13 protein-coding genes and 1 pseudogene are annotated in these 13,767 nt (G+C 74.6%); 7 read left to right on the forward strand and 7 right to left on the reverse strand.

Annotated features, from left to right (window positions below):
• The first annotated feature begins 105 nt into the window (after positions 1 to 105).
• The 5 genes from ACWIX7_RS03595 to ACWIX7_RS03615 all read left to right on the forward strand — a co-directional run bounded on the left by ACWIX7_RS03595 (position 106) and on the right by ACWIX7_RS03615 (position 4,637).
• The gene (locus ACWIX7_RS03595) at positions 106 to 1,950 is read left to right on the forward strand and encodes a glycoside hydrolase family 15 protein (protein WP_448620252.1); all 1,845 of its coding nucleotides are present in this window, start codon (positions 106 to 108) and stop codon (positions 1,948 to 1,950) included.
• Positions 1,947 to 3,302, forward strand: a complete 1,356-nt coding sequence (locus ACWIX7_RS03600) for a glucose-6-phosphate dehydrogenase (protein WP_448620253.1) — start codon at positions 1,947 to 1,949, stop codon at positions 3,300 to 3,302. The genes ACWIX7_RS03595 and ACWIX7_RS03600 overlap by 4 nt, the downstream gene beginning before the upstream one ends.
• A gap of 215 nt (positions 3,303 to 3,517) precedes the next feature.
• The gene (locus ACWIX7_RS03605; protein ID WP_448620254.1) at positions 3,518 to 3,697 is read left to right on the forward strand and encodes a hypothetical protein; all 180 of its coding nucleotides are present in this window, start codon (positions 3,518 to 3,520) and stop codon (positions 3,695 to 3,697) included.
• Between the two features lie 75 nt (positions 3,698 to 3,772).
• A complete protein-coding gene (locus tag ACWIX7_RS03610) occupies positions 3,773 to 4,093 on the forward strand; it encodes a TraR/DksA family transcriptional regulator (RefSeq protein ID WP_448620255.1) in 321 nt (106 codons plus the stop codon).
• A gap of 79 nt (positions 4,094 to 4,172) precedes the next feature.
• Entirely contained in the window at positions 4,173 to 4,637 is a 465-nt protein-coding gene (locus ACWIX7_RS03615) for an STAS domain-containing protein (RefSeq protein WP_448620256.1), read from the forward strand.
• A gap of 4 nt (positions 4,638 to 4,641) precedes the next feature.
• Here ACWIX7_RS03615 and ACWIX7_RS03620 read toward each other — a convergent pair whose 3' ends face one another.
• Both ACWIX7_RS03620 and ACWIX7_RS03625 read right to left on the reverse strand, forming a co-directional pair.
• Positions 4,642 to 5,418 carry a DUF6544 family protein gene (locus tag ACWIX7_RS03620; protein WP_448620257.1) on the reverse strand — a complete coding sequence of 259 codons (777 nt, stop codon included), beginning with the start codon at positions 5,416 to 5,418 and terminating at the stop codon, positions 4,642 to 4,644.
• Positions 5,415 to 5,786, reverse strand: a complete 372-nt coding sequence (locus ACWIX7_RS03625) for a hypothetical protein (protein WP_448620258.1) — start codon at positions 5,784 to 5,786, stop codon at positions 5,415 to 5,417. Before ACWIX7_RS03625 ends, ACWIX7_RS03620 begins: the two co-directional genes overlap by 4 nt.
• A gap of 160 nt (positions 5,787 to 5,946) precedes the next feature.
• Between ACWIX7_RS03625 and ACWIX7_RS03630 the strand changes: the two genes are divergently transcribed.
• Positions 5,947 to 7,170, forward strand: a complete 1,224-nt coding sequence (locus ACWIX7_RS03630) for a PucR family transcriptional regulator (RefSeq protein ID WP_448620259.1) — start codon at positions 5,947 to 5,949, stop codon at positions 7,168 to 7,170.
• 106 nt (positions 7,171 to 7,276) lie between these two features.
• The gene (locus ACWIX7_RS03635; RefSeq protein WP_448620260.1) at positions 7,277 to 8,023 is read left to right on the forward strand and encodes an SDR family oxidoreductase; all 747 of its coding nucleotides are present in this window, start codon (positions 7,277 to 7,279) and stop codon (positions 8,021 to 8,023) included.
• Between the two features lie 55 nt (positions 8,024 to 8,078).
• Here the strand turns inward: ACWIX7_RS03635 and ACWIX7_RS03640 are convergent, their stop codons facing one another.
• From ACWIX7_RS03640 to pucL, 5 genes and pseudogenes are all read right to left on the reverse strand, one after another.
• Positions 8,079 to 9,335, reverse strand: coding sequence for a DUF6986 family protein (locus ACWIX7_RS03640; RefSeq protein ID WP_448620261.1), 1,257 nt, complete (start codon positions 9,333 to 9,335; stop codon positions 8,079 to 8,081).
• A gap of 157 nt (positions 9,336 to 9,492) precedes the next feature.
• Positions 9,493 to 11,205, reverse strand: coding sequence for an NAD-dependent malic enzyme (locus ACWIX7_RS03645; RefSeq protein WP_448622125.1), 1,713 nt, complete (start codon positions 11,203 to 11,205; stop codon positions 9,493 to 9,495).
• Positions 11,206 to 11,357: 152 nt separating this feature from the next.
• A complete protein-coding gene (locus ACWIX7_RS03650) occupies positions 11,358 to 12,383 on the reverse strand; it encodes a solute carrier family 23 protein (protein ID WP_448622126.1) in 1,026 nt (341 codons plus the stop codon).
• A 64-nt stretch (positions 12,384 to 12,447) separates the two neighbouring features.
• Positions 12,448 to 12,843, reverse strand: a pseudogene (locus ACWIX7_RS03655) (solute carrier family 23 protein); the annotation flags it as partial.
• A 33-nt stretch (positions 12,844 to 12,876) separates the two neighbouring features.
• Positions 12,877 to 13,755 (reverse strand): factor-independent urate hydroxylase, encoded by an 879-nt coding sequence (pucL, locus tag ACWIX7_RS03660; protein ID WP_448620262.1) that lies wholly within the window; start codon positions 13,753 to 13,755, stop codon positions 12,877 to 12,879.
• Positions 13,756 to 13,767: the final 12 nt, after the last annotated feature.

Here is a 13,767-nt window from a genome sequence, read left to right on the forward strand (position 1 = left end):
CCTCCGCGCCGGTCCGGCACCGGGTGCAGGCGGTCGGCGGGTTCGACGCGGCCGGGACGGGGCAGGCAACGACGGACGTCCCCGCGACCGGAGGAGCGTGCCGCCGTGCCCACTCGCCCGCTGACCCGCATCGACGGTTCCCTGCCCATCGAGGACCACGGGCTGGTCGGTGACGGCACGACGTGCGCGCTGGTGGCCCGCGACGGGTCGATCCCGTGGCTGTGCCTGCCCGACTTCGACAGCCGGCCCTTCCTGGCCGGCCTGCTCGACCCCGAGCGCGGCGGGAGTCTGACCGTGGCCCCCGTCGACCTGCGGGAGGCCGGGCAGCGTTACGTCGAGGACACCGGCGTCCTGGTCACCGAGCTGCACGGACCCGAGGGTGTCCTGGAGGTGACCGACGCCATGACGCTGCGCTCGGGCGCGGACCTCGACGAGCTGGTGCCCTCCGGGCGCGGCGAGCTGCTGCGGCTGGCGCGCGTGGTCAGCGGCACCGTGGAGGTCGACGTCCGGCTCGCGCCGCTGGACCCGGTGCAGGTGACGCAGGAGGGTGGGGCCTGGCGGATCCGGTGGTCGGCCCGTCCGCAGCTGCAGCTGCTGCTGTGGTGCTCGCACGAGCTGGCGCCGGCCCGGGACGGCTCGATCGGGAGCCGGGTGACCCTGCGCGCCGGGCAGCAGCTGACCGTCGCCCTGCACTGGTCGGGACACACCCGGGTGCTGTACCGGACCGACCCCGACCAGCTGGTGGACCGCACCGTTGACGCCTGGCGCCGCTGGGCCGGCCGGCTGCGGTACGAGGGGCCGCAACCGGACCCGGTCCGGCGCTCGGCGCTGACGCTGAAGCTGCTCGACCACCACCCCACCGGCGCGCTGATGGCCGCGGCGACGTCCTCGCTGCCCGAGCACGTCGGTGGCGTGCGCAACTGGGACTACCGCTACACCTGGGTGCGCGACGCCGCCTTCTCCACCTACGCACTCCGGAGGATCGGCATGACGACCGAGTCGGAGTCGTTCCTCGCCTGGACGCTGACCAACGCCGAGCGCGACGGCCGGGTCAGCGTCATGTACACCCTGGACGGCGGGCAGCCCTCCACCGAGTGGGAGGACGTCGCGCTGGCCGGCTACCGGGGCTCGGCGCCGGTCCGCTGGGGCAACGGCGCGGCCGGCCAGCGGCAGCACGACGTCTACGGCGAACTGCTCGACGTGGCCTACCAGTGGGTGCGCTCGGGCGGCGAGGTGACCGCGCGCCTGTGGCAGCTGCTGAGCCGGCTGACCGACCAGGCCACCGAGCGGTGGGACACCCCCGATGCCGGCCCCTGGGAGATCCGCAGCACCGGCCGGCCCTTCACCTACTCGGTCGCGCTGTGCTCGGTGGCCGTCGACCGCGCGCTGCGCATCGCCGAGGCCCGCGGCCTGCCCCATCCCCGGGAGCGCTGGCGCACCGAGCTCGACCGGATGCAGGCCACCCTGCTCGACCGGGCCTGGGACCCCGACCGCAGCACCTTCACCGAGCACCTGGCCGACGCCGAGGGGAAGGGACACGGGAGCCTGGACGGGTCGCTGCTGGCCCTGCCGCTGCGCCGGGTGGTCGCCGCCGACGACCCGCGGATGGTCGCCACGGTCGAGGCGGTGTGCCGCGAACTGGGCGCCGGGGACGGGCTGCTGTACCGGTACCTGCACACCGAGTCGCCCGACGGGCTGCCCGGTCAGGAGGGCGCCTTCCTGTTGTGCAGCTTCTGGCTGGTGGACAACCTGACCGGGCAGGGCCGGCTGGACGAGGCCCACGAGCTGTACGCGTCGCTGTGCGGGCGGGCCACCGAGCTGGGGCTGCTGGCCGAGGAGGTGGACCCGGGCAGCGGCGCGTTCCTCGGCAACTTCCCGCAGGCGTTCAGCCACGTGGGGGTCGTCTCCAGCGGCTGGGCGCTGGCGCGCGCGCAGGAGGCCCGGCCGTGAGGCGCTCCCTGGTGGTCCTCGGCGGCTCCGGTGACCTGACCGGGCGGCTGCTGCTGCCCTCCCTCGCCGCCCTGTCCGCCACCGGCGGTCTCGCCGAGGACGTCGTCGTGCGCGCGGTCAGCCGGGAGGACTGGGACGACGACGCCTACCGCGTCTGGGCCCGCGACCGGCTGGCCGCCCACGCCCCGGAGGTCGACGTGCGGGTCCGGGAGCGCCTGGTCGCCCGCCTGCACCACAGCCGCGGTGACGTCACCTCCTCCGAGCAGCTGCGCGCCGCGCTCGAGCCGGTGCCCGGCGTGCCGATCGTGTACCTGGCCCTGCCCAACACGGTCTTCGGCCCGACCCTCGAGGCACTGGTCGAGGTGGGCCTGCCCGAGGGGGCGCAGGTCGTCGTGGAGAAGCCCTTCGGCCGCGACCTCGCCGACGCACGGGCGCTCAACGAGGTGCTGCACCGGCTGGTGCCCGAGGAGGCGGTCTTCCGCATCGACCACTTCCTGGCGATGCAGACGGCCCTCAACCTGCTGGGCCTGCGCTTCGCCAACCGTCTGTTCGAACCGGTGTGGAGCGGCGCCCACGTCGACCGGGTGGAGATCGTCTTCGACGAGGCGCTGGGCCTGGAGGGCCGGGCCGGCTACTACGACACCGCCGGCGCACTGCGGGACATGCTGCAGAACCACCTGCTGCAGCTGCTCGCGCTGGTGGCGATGGAGCCGCCGCACGCCATCGACGACACCACCTTCCCCGCGCACAAGGCCGACGTGCTGCGCGCGGTCAGCCCGCCGGCGGACATGGCCCGCGACACCGTGCGCGCCCGCTACACCGCGGGCACCGTCGGCGGCCGGCAGCTGCCGGACTACACCGCCGAGGACGGCGTCGACCCCTCCCGCGGCACAGAGACCTACGCCGAGTTCACCGTCACCGTGGACAACTGGCGCTGGGCCGGGGTGCCGTTCCGGCTGCGCACCGGCAAGGCCCTCGGGACCGACCGCCGGGAGATCGCCGTCCACTTCAAGCCGGTCCCCCACCTGCCCTTCGGCACCCACCGGCCCGAGCCCGGCGTGCTGCGCATGCGCCTGGAGCCCGACGGCATCGCCCTCGAGCTCAACCTCAACGGCGCCGGCGACCCGTTCGACCTCGAGCGTCAGGTGCTCGAGGTCGACCTGCCCCGCCAGGAGCTGCCCGCCTACGGGATCCTGTTCCGCGAGCTGCTGGCCGGGCACACGACCCTGTCGATCAGCGACGTCGAGGCCGAGGAGGGCTGGCGCATCGTCGAGCCGGTCCTGGCCGCCTGGGCCGCCGGCGAGGTGCCCCTGCGGGAGTACGCGGCCGGGTCGGCCGGACCGGTCGGCTGAGCAACCGGTCCTGACAGCCCGGTGGGCCCTCAGCGGCGCGCCCTCCGGGCGTCCACCGCCGGAGCCCTCCTGCGACCTCGTTGCCGGTCGTCGGCAGCCTCGAGGGGCCCGAGTTGACCGGCCGCTGCCGTGTCCCGGTCAGCCGGGGGCAGGCATGGTGGGCTCAGGTCCGCGGGAGGTGCGACCGGCCCGACCACGACGACGAGGGGAACCCGGTGGACGCACAGACCTCGCCTGCCGGCCCGGCCGTGCTCGCCGGGCCGCCCGCGCGCTGTCCGTCCCCGGTGACCGGTGGCGGGCTGCTGGCCCTGGCGATGAGCCTGCGGGCCCGGGGCCTGCGCGGCCTGGACGTGCTGCGCCGCAGCCAGGACCGGGCGCCACCGGCGGGTGCCTGACCCCTCCGGGTCTCCGCACCCGTCCTGCGCGTCCCACTCCGGTGGGACGCGTTCTCGTCATCCCGGGAGAAGTCCATGACCACCCTGAGCACCGCCCCCACCACCGCATCCCCGGACCGCGCGCCGTTCCGGGCGCTGCTCGAGGCCCAGCGGGCCGACTGCGTCCGGCAGCGCGAGCTGGCACTGGCCGAGACGGCCACCTCCGTGCCGGACCCGGTCGCGCAGGGTCGCGCGGCCGGCCTGCTGCGCACGATCGAGGAGATCGACGCGGCGCTCCAGCGCATCGCCGCCGGTACCTACGGCGCCTGCGTGTACTGCGGCGGCGCCATCCCCGCCGAGCGGCTGGAGTTCCGGCCGTTCGCGGCCGGCTGCGTCTCCTGCCAGCAGGCGCGCTGACCCGCTCCGCACCCCCACCCGCCGGCGACCCACCTCCGCTCCCGGCGCCGGCGGGTGGGACCTCCGGAAGGAGTTCCCCGTGCTGCACACGCCCACCTCCCCGGCCGCTCCCGGCACCGGTCAGCTGTTGTCGGTCACCGCCGTGCCCGGCACCCGTCCCGGCCGCATGGTCGTCGAGGTCATCGGCGAGGTCGACGCCTACACCGCTCCGGCGCTGGACGTCTGCCTCCACTCCCAGGCGAGACAGCGCGGCGTCCGCGAGCTCGTCGTCGACCTGAGCCGGGTGACCTTCCTCGGTGCCGCGGGTGTCACCGTGCTGGCCCAGGCGCACCGCCGGTGCCGGATGCGCGGCGCGCGGCTGGTGGTCCACACGGGCGGGCGGCGCCGTGTGCTCCACCCGCTGCAGCTCACCGGGTTCGCCGACCTCGTCGCGGTCGACCCGACCGAGCCGGAGCGGCCGGGCAGGGGTCCGCGGGCGGCAGCGCGAGCGCGCCCCCGGCCGCGGCGGGCGCCGACCCGGCGCTCCCCGCGGGTGTGCCGGTGAGCGGTCAGCCGAAGGTGACGTCGGTGACCTCGGCGCGGAAGAACTCCCCGGCGTCCTGCCGGTCGGTGCCCCACCACCAGCCGGCGCGCAGCGTCGACGGGACCGTCACGCCGCCGGAGGTGCGTTCGGCCTCGATGGCGACACCGAACGGGTGACGGCCGAACGCCTGCCCGTCCGGGTTCCCCCAGCGCTGCAGCCGGACCTCCCGCAGCGCACCGTCCGGGTCGACCCGCAGGAGGACGGACTCGTCGACGTCGCCGATCCGCCAGGTGGCCACGGCGGTGTCCGGCTCGGGCCCACCCGACCAGCGGGCCGCACCGAAGGCGGTGGGCAGCCAGCAGACGCCCTCCCCGGCGAGGCGGCCGGCGGCGCTGCGGGTGACGTCCGGCCCCGCTCCGCTCACCACCGGGACCAGGCCGAGCAGCCGCCAGCGCATCTGGCCGGTGCCGGAGCCGTACCGGTCGAACCCGGTGACCGGCAGCCCCGCGACGCGGGCGGTGGCCGCCCAGATGAACCCGTGGGGAGGAGCGAGCACCTGGCGGGCGGTGAAGGGCCGCCACGTCCCGATCCTGATCTCGCCGCGCATCCGCAGCTGCACCGAGGACCACAGGGGTGTTCCCGGGGCGAGCGCGTGGGTCAGCCAGCGACGGGCCGGCTCCGGCAGCCCGGCCACGAGATCCTGGCTGAACCGGCCGGCCCCCGCCGGCACGGCAGCCAGTCGGGCCCACTCGGTACGCAGGAACCGCGGCGTGGGCTGAGCAGCGGACCGCCGGGTCCTCACCGCTCCGGCGACCCGCGGCGCCGCTGCCGCGGTCGCCGCTGCTCCGCCGGTCGGCGTGCCGCCTGCAGACCCCGGTCGACCTCGTGCAGCACCGACCAGGTCGTGGTGTCCGCCTGGCCCAGCCGGGGCCAGTACCGCCACAGGGCCCAGCCGAGTGCGGTGGCGACACCGACCGCCAGGCTCGCGGCCAGCGCCCCGAAGAGGACCAGCAGGATCGCGGCCCAGGCGCCGGCGACGACGAGGCTGGGCAGGTCGGCCGGCTCCCGGGGCGTCCGCCGGAGCGGTGCGGGCCGGGGGGGTTCCTCGGACTCCTCGGCCCAGAACCGCTCGACGTCGTCCCACACCCGCTGCTCGTGATCGCTGAGCACCACCGACTCCCTTCTCTCCGACCTCGACCATGCCTGTTGCCGACGCGGCCCGCTACGGCCTCCGGCGGTCGGATGGGGCACGCTCTCCTTGCCGGTCGTCGGCAGTGGTGGTCGTGGCCGCCCGGCCGACCGGCGAGCCGCGGCCAGGAGAGGAGCGCCCGTGTCCCCCAGTGCCGATCGGCCGGGCCCCGGCCGGGCCGCGCCGTCGTCGGAGGACTGGCTGACCTCGGTCGCCGCCTCGGCGGCGGCCGCCACCCGGGCGCCGGCCGACCTGTTGGACGAGTACCTGCCACTGCTGGCCGACGCCGCGATCCACGGGCGCCGGCCGGAGGCCTGGGAGCTCCACGCCGTCCGGGAGCAGGGACGGCGTGCGGCGGCGCAGGGCGTCGGCGCACGGCGCGCGGTCGACCTGTACCTGTCCGCGGCGTGGCGGTTGTGGCGGCAGCTGCCCGTCGTCGTGCGCTCCTCCGATCCGGAGGAGGTCCGCGCGGCCGCGGAGGCGGTGCTGCGCGTCCTCGACGACGCCGTCGGCGTGCTCGTCGACGGACACCAGGTCGAGCGCCGGGAGATGGTCCGCCGCGAGGAGGCCGTGCGGGCCGAGTTCGTCGACGACCTGCTCCGCGGGGACGCCGACGTGTCCCGGATGGTCGAGCGCGCCGAGCTGTTCGGGATCGACCTGGGCAAGCCGCACCACGTCGCGCTGGTCGCCCCCCGCGACCCCGACGGCGACGTCGCCCGCGCCGCCACCGTGCTGGAGCGCGCGGTCGTCGACCGGTTCGGCGACCGCGAGGTGCTGATCGCGATGAAGGACGGCCGCGTCGTCGTCCTCGTCCCCAGCGCCGCCACGCCTGCGGGCGCCCCCGCGCGCGGTGCCGACATCGGTGAGCTGCTGCAGCAGGACCTGCGGCGGCTGCGGGTCGCAGGCCGGTGGCGGGTGGTCGCGGGACGGGCCTTCCCCGGGGTCTGGGGCGTGCCGCGCAGCTACGAGGAGGCGCGGGAGTCGCTGAGCCTCGCCGACCGGCTGGACTCCGACGACGACGTGGTGCACCCCCGGGACCTGCTGGTGTACCGGGTGCTCGGCCGCGACCAGGCGGCGATCGCGGACCTGGTCCGCGACGTGCTCGGCCCCCTGGAGCAGGGCCGCGGCGGCGCGCAGGCGCTGCTGGAGACCCTGCAGGCGTACTTCGACACCGGCGACGTCGCGACCGAGGCCGCCCGGCGGCTGCACGTCTCGGTCCGCACGGTGGCCTACCGCCTCGCCCGGGTCGCGCAGCTGACCGGGTACCGCGTGTCCCGACCCGACCAGCGGTTCGCCCTGCAGACCGCGGTGCTCGGCGCCCGCCTGCTCGAGTGGCCCACCGAACCGCTGCCGGCCGACCCGTGAGCGGGTGCCGGTGGGGCCCGATGGTGGTCCCATGGCCTCCGGTCCGGGACCCCGCGACGGTGCCGCCCGGTCTGACGGAGCTCGAGGTCGAAGCGAGGAGGACGACGTGCGGGAGAAGATCGCCATCGTGACCGGCGGGGGCAGCGGCATCGGAGCGGCCACCGCCCTGGCCCTCGCCGCGGACGACTGGCACGTCGTCCTGGCCGGGCGCCGGCAGGGAGCACTGCAGGCGGTCGCCGAGCAGGGCGGTGCCGGGAGGCTGCGCCCCGTGCCGACCGACGTGACCGACGAGGCGTCGGTGCGGGCGCTCTTCGACACCGCCGTCGACCTCCACGGGCGGGTCGACCTGCTGTTCAACAACGCGGGTTCCTTCACGGCTGCGCGGGAGGTCGCCGACATCCCGCTGGCCGAGTGGCAGGCGGCCGTCGCCGTCAACCTCACCGGCGTCTTCCTCTGCACCCGCGAGGCGTTCCGCGTCATGCGTGCCCAGCGACCGCAGGGCGGCCGCATCATCAACAACGGCTCCATCTCCGCCCAGGTCCCCCGGCCGATGTCCGCGGCCTACACCGCGACCAAGCACGCCGTCACCGGTCTGACGAAGTCCACGTCCCTGGACGGCCGTCCGCACGGCATCGCCTGCGGCCAGATCGACGTCGGCAATGCGGCGACCGACATGACCGAGGCCATGGCAGAGGGAGTCCGCCAGGCCGACGGCGGCATCCGACCGGAGCCGAGGATGGCGGCCGAGGACGTGGCCCGTGCGGTCGTCTACATGGCGAGCCTGCCGCTCGGGGCGAACGTCGCGAACATGACCGTGCTGGCCACCGCGATGCCCTACGTCGGCCGCGGCTGACCCGCTGGGGAAGGGCGGTCGCAGCGCGCCGTCCCCGCGAGGGCTCCCGGTGCGGTCAGACCCCGGCGCGTCGGGCGAGCCCCTCGAGCCGGGCGCGGTCGACACCCGTCAGCTCGCCGGCCTCCTCCGGCGTCACGGCCCCGCAGTCGACCCCGCGCAGGACGGCGCCGGCGAGCGCCTGCGCCGTGGCGGGTTCGTCCATGACCCCACCCTCCACGCGGCCGAGGTAGGCCCTGATCCGCGCCGCCGTCGCCGGCAGGCTGGCGCGGAAGAAGGAGTAGGTGACCAGGTAGCGGGTCGGCAGGTGCCCGGGGTGCATGTCCCAGCCCTGGTAGTAGCCGCGTTCCAGGGACCGTGCGACGAGCCGGGCGTGCAGCCGCCACGCCGCGTGCACCGCGTCCTGGTCCCCCGTCGGCAGCACGTTGGTCGACCCGTCGGAGAGGCGCACCCCGGTGCCGGCTGCGGCGACCTGCAGCACCGCCTTCGCGTGGTCCGCGGCCGGGTGCTCCAGGCTCTGCTGGGTGGCGGTGATGCCGAGGGCGGCGCTGTAGTCGTAGGTGCCGTAGTGCAGTCCGGTGCAGCGCCCCTCCGCCGCCGGGATCATGCGGGCGACGGTGGCGGTCCCGTCCGCGCCGAGGACGGCCTGCGGGGTCTCCACCTGGATCTCGAACCGCAGCCGGCCGGCGGGCAACCCGTGGGCCTGCTCGAGCCGGGTGCAGACCTCCGCCATCGCCTCGACCTGGGCCACCGAGGTCACCTTCGGCAGGGTCACGACGAACCCCTCCGGCAGGCCACCGGCAGCGACCAGTCCGGCGACGACCAGGTCGAGGGTGCGCAGGCCCCGCCGGCGGGTCGGCGCCTCGAGGCTCTTGAACCGGATGCCCAGGAAGGGCGGACCGCCCTCGGTGCCGGCCACCGTGGCGAGCGCGGAGGCGGCCTCGGTGGCTGCCCGGTCCTCCTCCTCGTCGGAGCGCCGGCCGTAGCCGTCCTCGAAGTCCACGCGCAGGTCCTCGATCGGTTCCCGGGCGAGCTTCCGGAGCACCCGGTCGTGCACGTCGTGCACCAGGGCGACGGGCATGCCGGTGACGCCCGCGAGGGCGTCCGCCGTCGGTGCGTGCCGGTCGAGCAGCTCCACCGCCGCGGCCCCCCACTCGCTGTGGGCGTCGGCGGAGAACCGGTCGGCCGGGACGTAGACGGTGTGCACCGGCTGCCGTGCGCCGGTGTCCCCGGGGTACCGCGCCTGCAGTTCCCGGTCGGCGCCCGCGAGCCGGTGGTCCAGTTCGTCGGCGAGGTCGTCGCTCAGTCGCGTCATCCGTGTGGTCCTCCGCGTGTCCGTCGGGCACCGATCGACGACCTCGTCGCCGCCCGCAGTGGGCAGGGTGGGATCAGGGCCGGATCGCCCGGCTGCAGCCGCTCCGACATCGTCCGGTCCTGGACCGGCTCGGGACGACCGACCTGCGCACGGGTGGTCAGACGGCCTCGATCCGCGGGTACTCCGGCCGCCACATCGCGGCGTGCACCTGCCGGACCGGGTCGTGCAGCTCGACCTGGGCCAGCCCCTCCTCCGCCGCGGCCTGCGCCACCGCGATGCCGACCGCCGCGGACACCGACCGCAGGTCGTCCACCGGTGGGAGGAGCGCCGACCCGGTGGTCCCCGCGTCGGGCAGCTCGGCGACCGCGGCGGCGGCCGCGGTCAGCATGCCGGTGCTGACCCGCCGTGCCCTGACCACCGCGACCCCCAACCCCAGACCGGGGAAGACCAGGGCGTTGTTCGCCTGCGCGATGACGTGCTCCGTGCCGTCGTGGTGCACCGGCGGGAACGGGCTGCCGGTCGCCACCAGGGCGCGGCCGTCGGTCCAGGCCAGGAGGTCCTCGGGCAGCGCCTCGCACAGGGAGGTGGGGTTGGACAGCGGCAGGATGACCGGTCGCTCGGCGGAGGCCGCCATCGTGCGCACGATCGGCTCGCTGAAGGCCCCCGGCTGGGTGGAGGTGCCGATCAGGATCGTCGGCCGGGCCCGGGCCACGACCTCGGCGAGCCCGATGGACCCGTCCGCTGCGGCCCAGCCGGCCGTCTCGCCGGCGGGGCGGGCGTACGGCACCTGGAAGTCCCGCAGCTCGGGAGCGCGTTCCTCGGTCAGGAGCCCGCGGCTGCCCAGCGCCCAGAACCGCTGCGTCGCCTCCTCGCGGGACAGCCCCTCCCGCACCATGGCGTCGCGGAGCATGTCGGCGATCCCGATCCCCGCGGTCCCGGCGCCGTAGACGACCACCCGCTGGTCGCGCAGCGGCGCGCCGGTGACCCGCAACGCGGCGAAGACCGCGGCGAGCACGACCGCCGCCGTGCCCTGCATGTCGTCGTTGAAGGTGCAGCAGGTCGGGTCGTACCGCTCGAGGATCCGCCGGGCGTTGCTCGCGCCGAAGTCCTCCCAGTGCAGGAGGGCGTTCGGGAACAGCGTGGTGGCCGCGGTCACGAACGCGTCGATGAAGTCGTCGTAGCGCTGGCCGCGCACCCGGGGGTGCCGGTTGCCGAGGTACATCGGGTCGTCGAGCAGGCGCAGGTTGTCCGTGCCGACGTCGAGCACGACGGGGATGACCCGCCGCGGGTGGATGCCGCCGGCCGCGGTGTAGACGGTCAGCTTGCCGATGGAGATCTGGATGCCGCCGACGCCCTGGTCCCCGATGCCGAGGATCCCCTCGGAGTCGGTGGCGACGATGAGGTCGCAGTCGTCCGGGCCGAGGCCGTAGGCGCGCAGCGCGCCCTCGATGGCGTCCGGTTCGTCGATGGACAGGAAGACCCCGCGCGGCCGGTTGTAGTCGTGGCTGAAGCGCTCGATGACGTCGCCGATGGTCGGCGTGTAGACGACCGGCAGCATCTCCTCCAGGTGCTCGCTGAGCAGCCGGTAGAAGAGGACCTCGTTGCGGTCCCGGAGGCTGGCCAGGTACACGTGCTTGGCGAGGGGGTCGGGCTGCCCCCGGTACTGCTGCTCCGTGCGGCGCACCTGCCCGTCCATCGACGACACCGCGCTGGGCAGCAGGCCCTCCAGGCCCAGTGCCTCCCGCTCGGCCCCGGTGAAGGCCGTGCCGCGGTTGAGCATCGGGTTGCGCAGCACGTCGTTGCCCCGGGCGCGGACGCGCGCGGTCAGGCTGTCGGCCGCGCCGACCAGCTCGTAGGGCCGTTCGTACACGCGGGCCTCCTCGGTGTCGGGGTTCAGCCGGGCCTGCTCGACAGAGTGTCCCGCCGGTCCCCCAGCGCGGCCTCCGGAAGCGGCCCACCGGCGACCGGGCCGGGCGACGACGGAACGGGCTCCGGCGGGTCCCGCTCCGTCGTCGGTCCCGGTCAGTGGTGGCTGTCCGAGGCCGGGCGCGTCGGCCTGGTCGGGGTCGGGTGATCGGTGTCGGTGTGCTCGACGACGATCCCCTCGGTGTCCCCTTCGAAGGTGGTGCCGATCGCCGGCGCCTCCGCGAAGATCGGCGCCTCCTCGGGCTGCCCGCGCCGCACGTTGAACAGCAGGTTGAGCAGGATGGCGGTGATCGCGGCGGCGCTGATGCCGGAGTCGAAGACGACCTCGAACCAGCTCGGGAAGGGCTCGTAGAACTCGGGGACGGCGATGGGGATGACGCCCATCGCCAGGGCGGCCGCGACGATGACCAGGTTGGCGTTGCCGTCGTACTCCACCTTGCTCAGCGTGCGGATGCCGCTGGCGGCGACCGTGCCGAACAGCACCAGCCCGGCGCCCCCGAGGACGGGCAGCGGCACGATCGCCACGATCGCCCCGAGGACCGGGAAGAGGCCGAGCAGGAAGAGGATGACGCCGCTCACCGCCACGACGAACCGGCTCTTGATCCCCGTGACGGCGACCAGGCCGACGTTCTGCGCGAACGCGCTGACCGAGAAGCCGTTGAAGACGCCGGCCACGGTGGTGGAGAGCATGTCGGCCTGCAGTCCGCCGGTCACGTCGCGGCGGGTGAGCCGCTTGTCCACGACCTCGCCGATGGCCAGGATGTCGGCCGTCGTCTCGGTCATGATCACCAGCATCACGATGAGCATCGAGACGATCGCCCCGACGGCGAAGGTCGGCGTGCCGAAGTGGAACGGCTCGGTCAGCTGGAAGGGAGCGGCGTCCGCGAGGCGGCCGAAGTCCGTCGCCCCGAACGGGATGGCCACCAGCGTCCCGAGGACGAGCCCGAAGAGGATGGCCACGCGGTTGAAGAAGCCGCCCAGGAAGCGGTAGATCAGGATGATGATCACCAGGGTCGCCGCGGCCAGCCCGATGTTGCGCATCGACCCGAAGTCGGGGCTGGTTGCGGGCCCGAGCGCCCACCGCATGGCCACCGGGAGCAGGGAGATCCCGATGACGGTGATCGGTGCCGGTCACGACGGGCGGGAAGAACCGGAGCAGCCGGGTGAAGAACGGCGAGATCAGGAAGGCGATGGCACCGGCGACGATGAGTGCCCCGAAGATGGCGCGCAACCCCGCCTCGCCGCCCAGCGGTGCCCCGATGGCGATCATGGTGGAGACGGCCACGAACGACGTCCCCTGCACGATCGGCAGTCGCGCGCCGATCCGCCAGACCCCGAGGGTCTGCAGGAGCGTGGCCAGACCCGAGATGAACAGGCCGGCGCTGATCAGGTAGGTGGTCTGCGCGGGGGTGAGCCCGAGCGCGGTGCCGACTATGATCGGCACCGCGACCACACCCGCGTACATGCTCAGCACGTGTTGCAGGCCGTAGGCCACCATCGGCCCCGGCGGGAGCACCTGGTCGACCGGGTGCACGCCGGTCGTGCCGGCGCCGGTGCGGCCCCTCTTGTTCCACTTGGCCATCGGACGGTCTCCTCGCTCAGCGGGTCGGTGTGGTCACCAGCCCTGGCCGGGGTCGAAGGCCAGGCCGGGGGCGGGGGCGTCGTCGCGGCGGACCGTGAGCTCCTGGAGCCCGTAGGGGCGGTCGTCGGCGTGGAAGACCTCGCCTGCGTTGTCGATGCCGAAGCGCTCGAGGTCGTAGACGAAGTGGTGCTTGTTCGGGGCGGTGACCCGGATCTCGGCGATCTGCGGCTGCTCCTCCAGCACGGCTGCACCGCAGTCGAAGAGGGTCTGCTGGTGCGCCAGGCTGTGGTGGTTGCCGTAGGTCTCCAGCACCGTCTGCACGACCCGGTCGTGGGACTTGCCCCAGTCGACGTCCTCGCTGGTGTGCCACCACTGGGCGCGCAGCGAGGTCGCCATGAGGCGGTCGTGCGTGGGCGCCAGCGTCGTGAACCGGTCCTCCAGGAAGTCCGCGAACTCGGAGTCGGTGGTCTTGAGGATCCACAGGTCCTCGACCCCGGAGACGACCCAGGTGGTCGAGCCGTCGTAGGTCACCGTCGCCGTGCGGACGAAGCGGCCGTCGCGGGTGAAGGCGTGCGGGTTGCCCAGCCGGGTCCACGGGTACATCTCGATGCGGACCCGCGCGTGGGTGATCGGCTCGGTCTCGTCGACGAAGTGGCGGGCCAGCCGGATGCCGAACGACTCCGGTTGCGCGACGACGTCGTCCTCCCGGGCGAACGCGTAGACGGTGTTCTTCTGCGTGTCCGTCGGCAGCACCGGGGAGTTGTCGCCGGTCAGGTGCGGCGCCTCCTGGCCGCCCCAGAGCGCGACGCTGACGTTGTAGTCGACGATCTCGTGGGGGTCGCTGTCGCGGAAGACCCGGACGACCCGGTTCTCCGCCTTGCCGTACTGGTTGTGGCCGAGCACGACTGCCATGGGGATCACTCC

This window comes from Geodermatophilus sp. URMC 65, assembly GCF_053502545.1.

What these genes read in the sequence shown, in the direction of transcription:
- ACWIX7_RS03610 (WP_448620255.1), top strand. Translation starts at nt 3,773, where the DNA reads ATGACCACCCTGAGCACCGCCCCCACCACCGCATCCCCGGACCGCGCG.
- ACWIX7_RS03640 (WP_448620261.1), bottom strand. Translation starts at nt 9,335, where the DNA reads ATGACGCGACTGAGCGACGACCTCGCCGACGAACTGGACCACCGGCTC.
- pucL (WP_448620262.1), bottom strand. Translation starts at nt 13,755, where the DNA reads ATGGCAGTCGTGCTCGGCCACAACCAGTACGGCAAGGCGGAGAACCGG.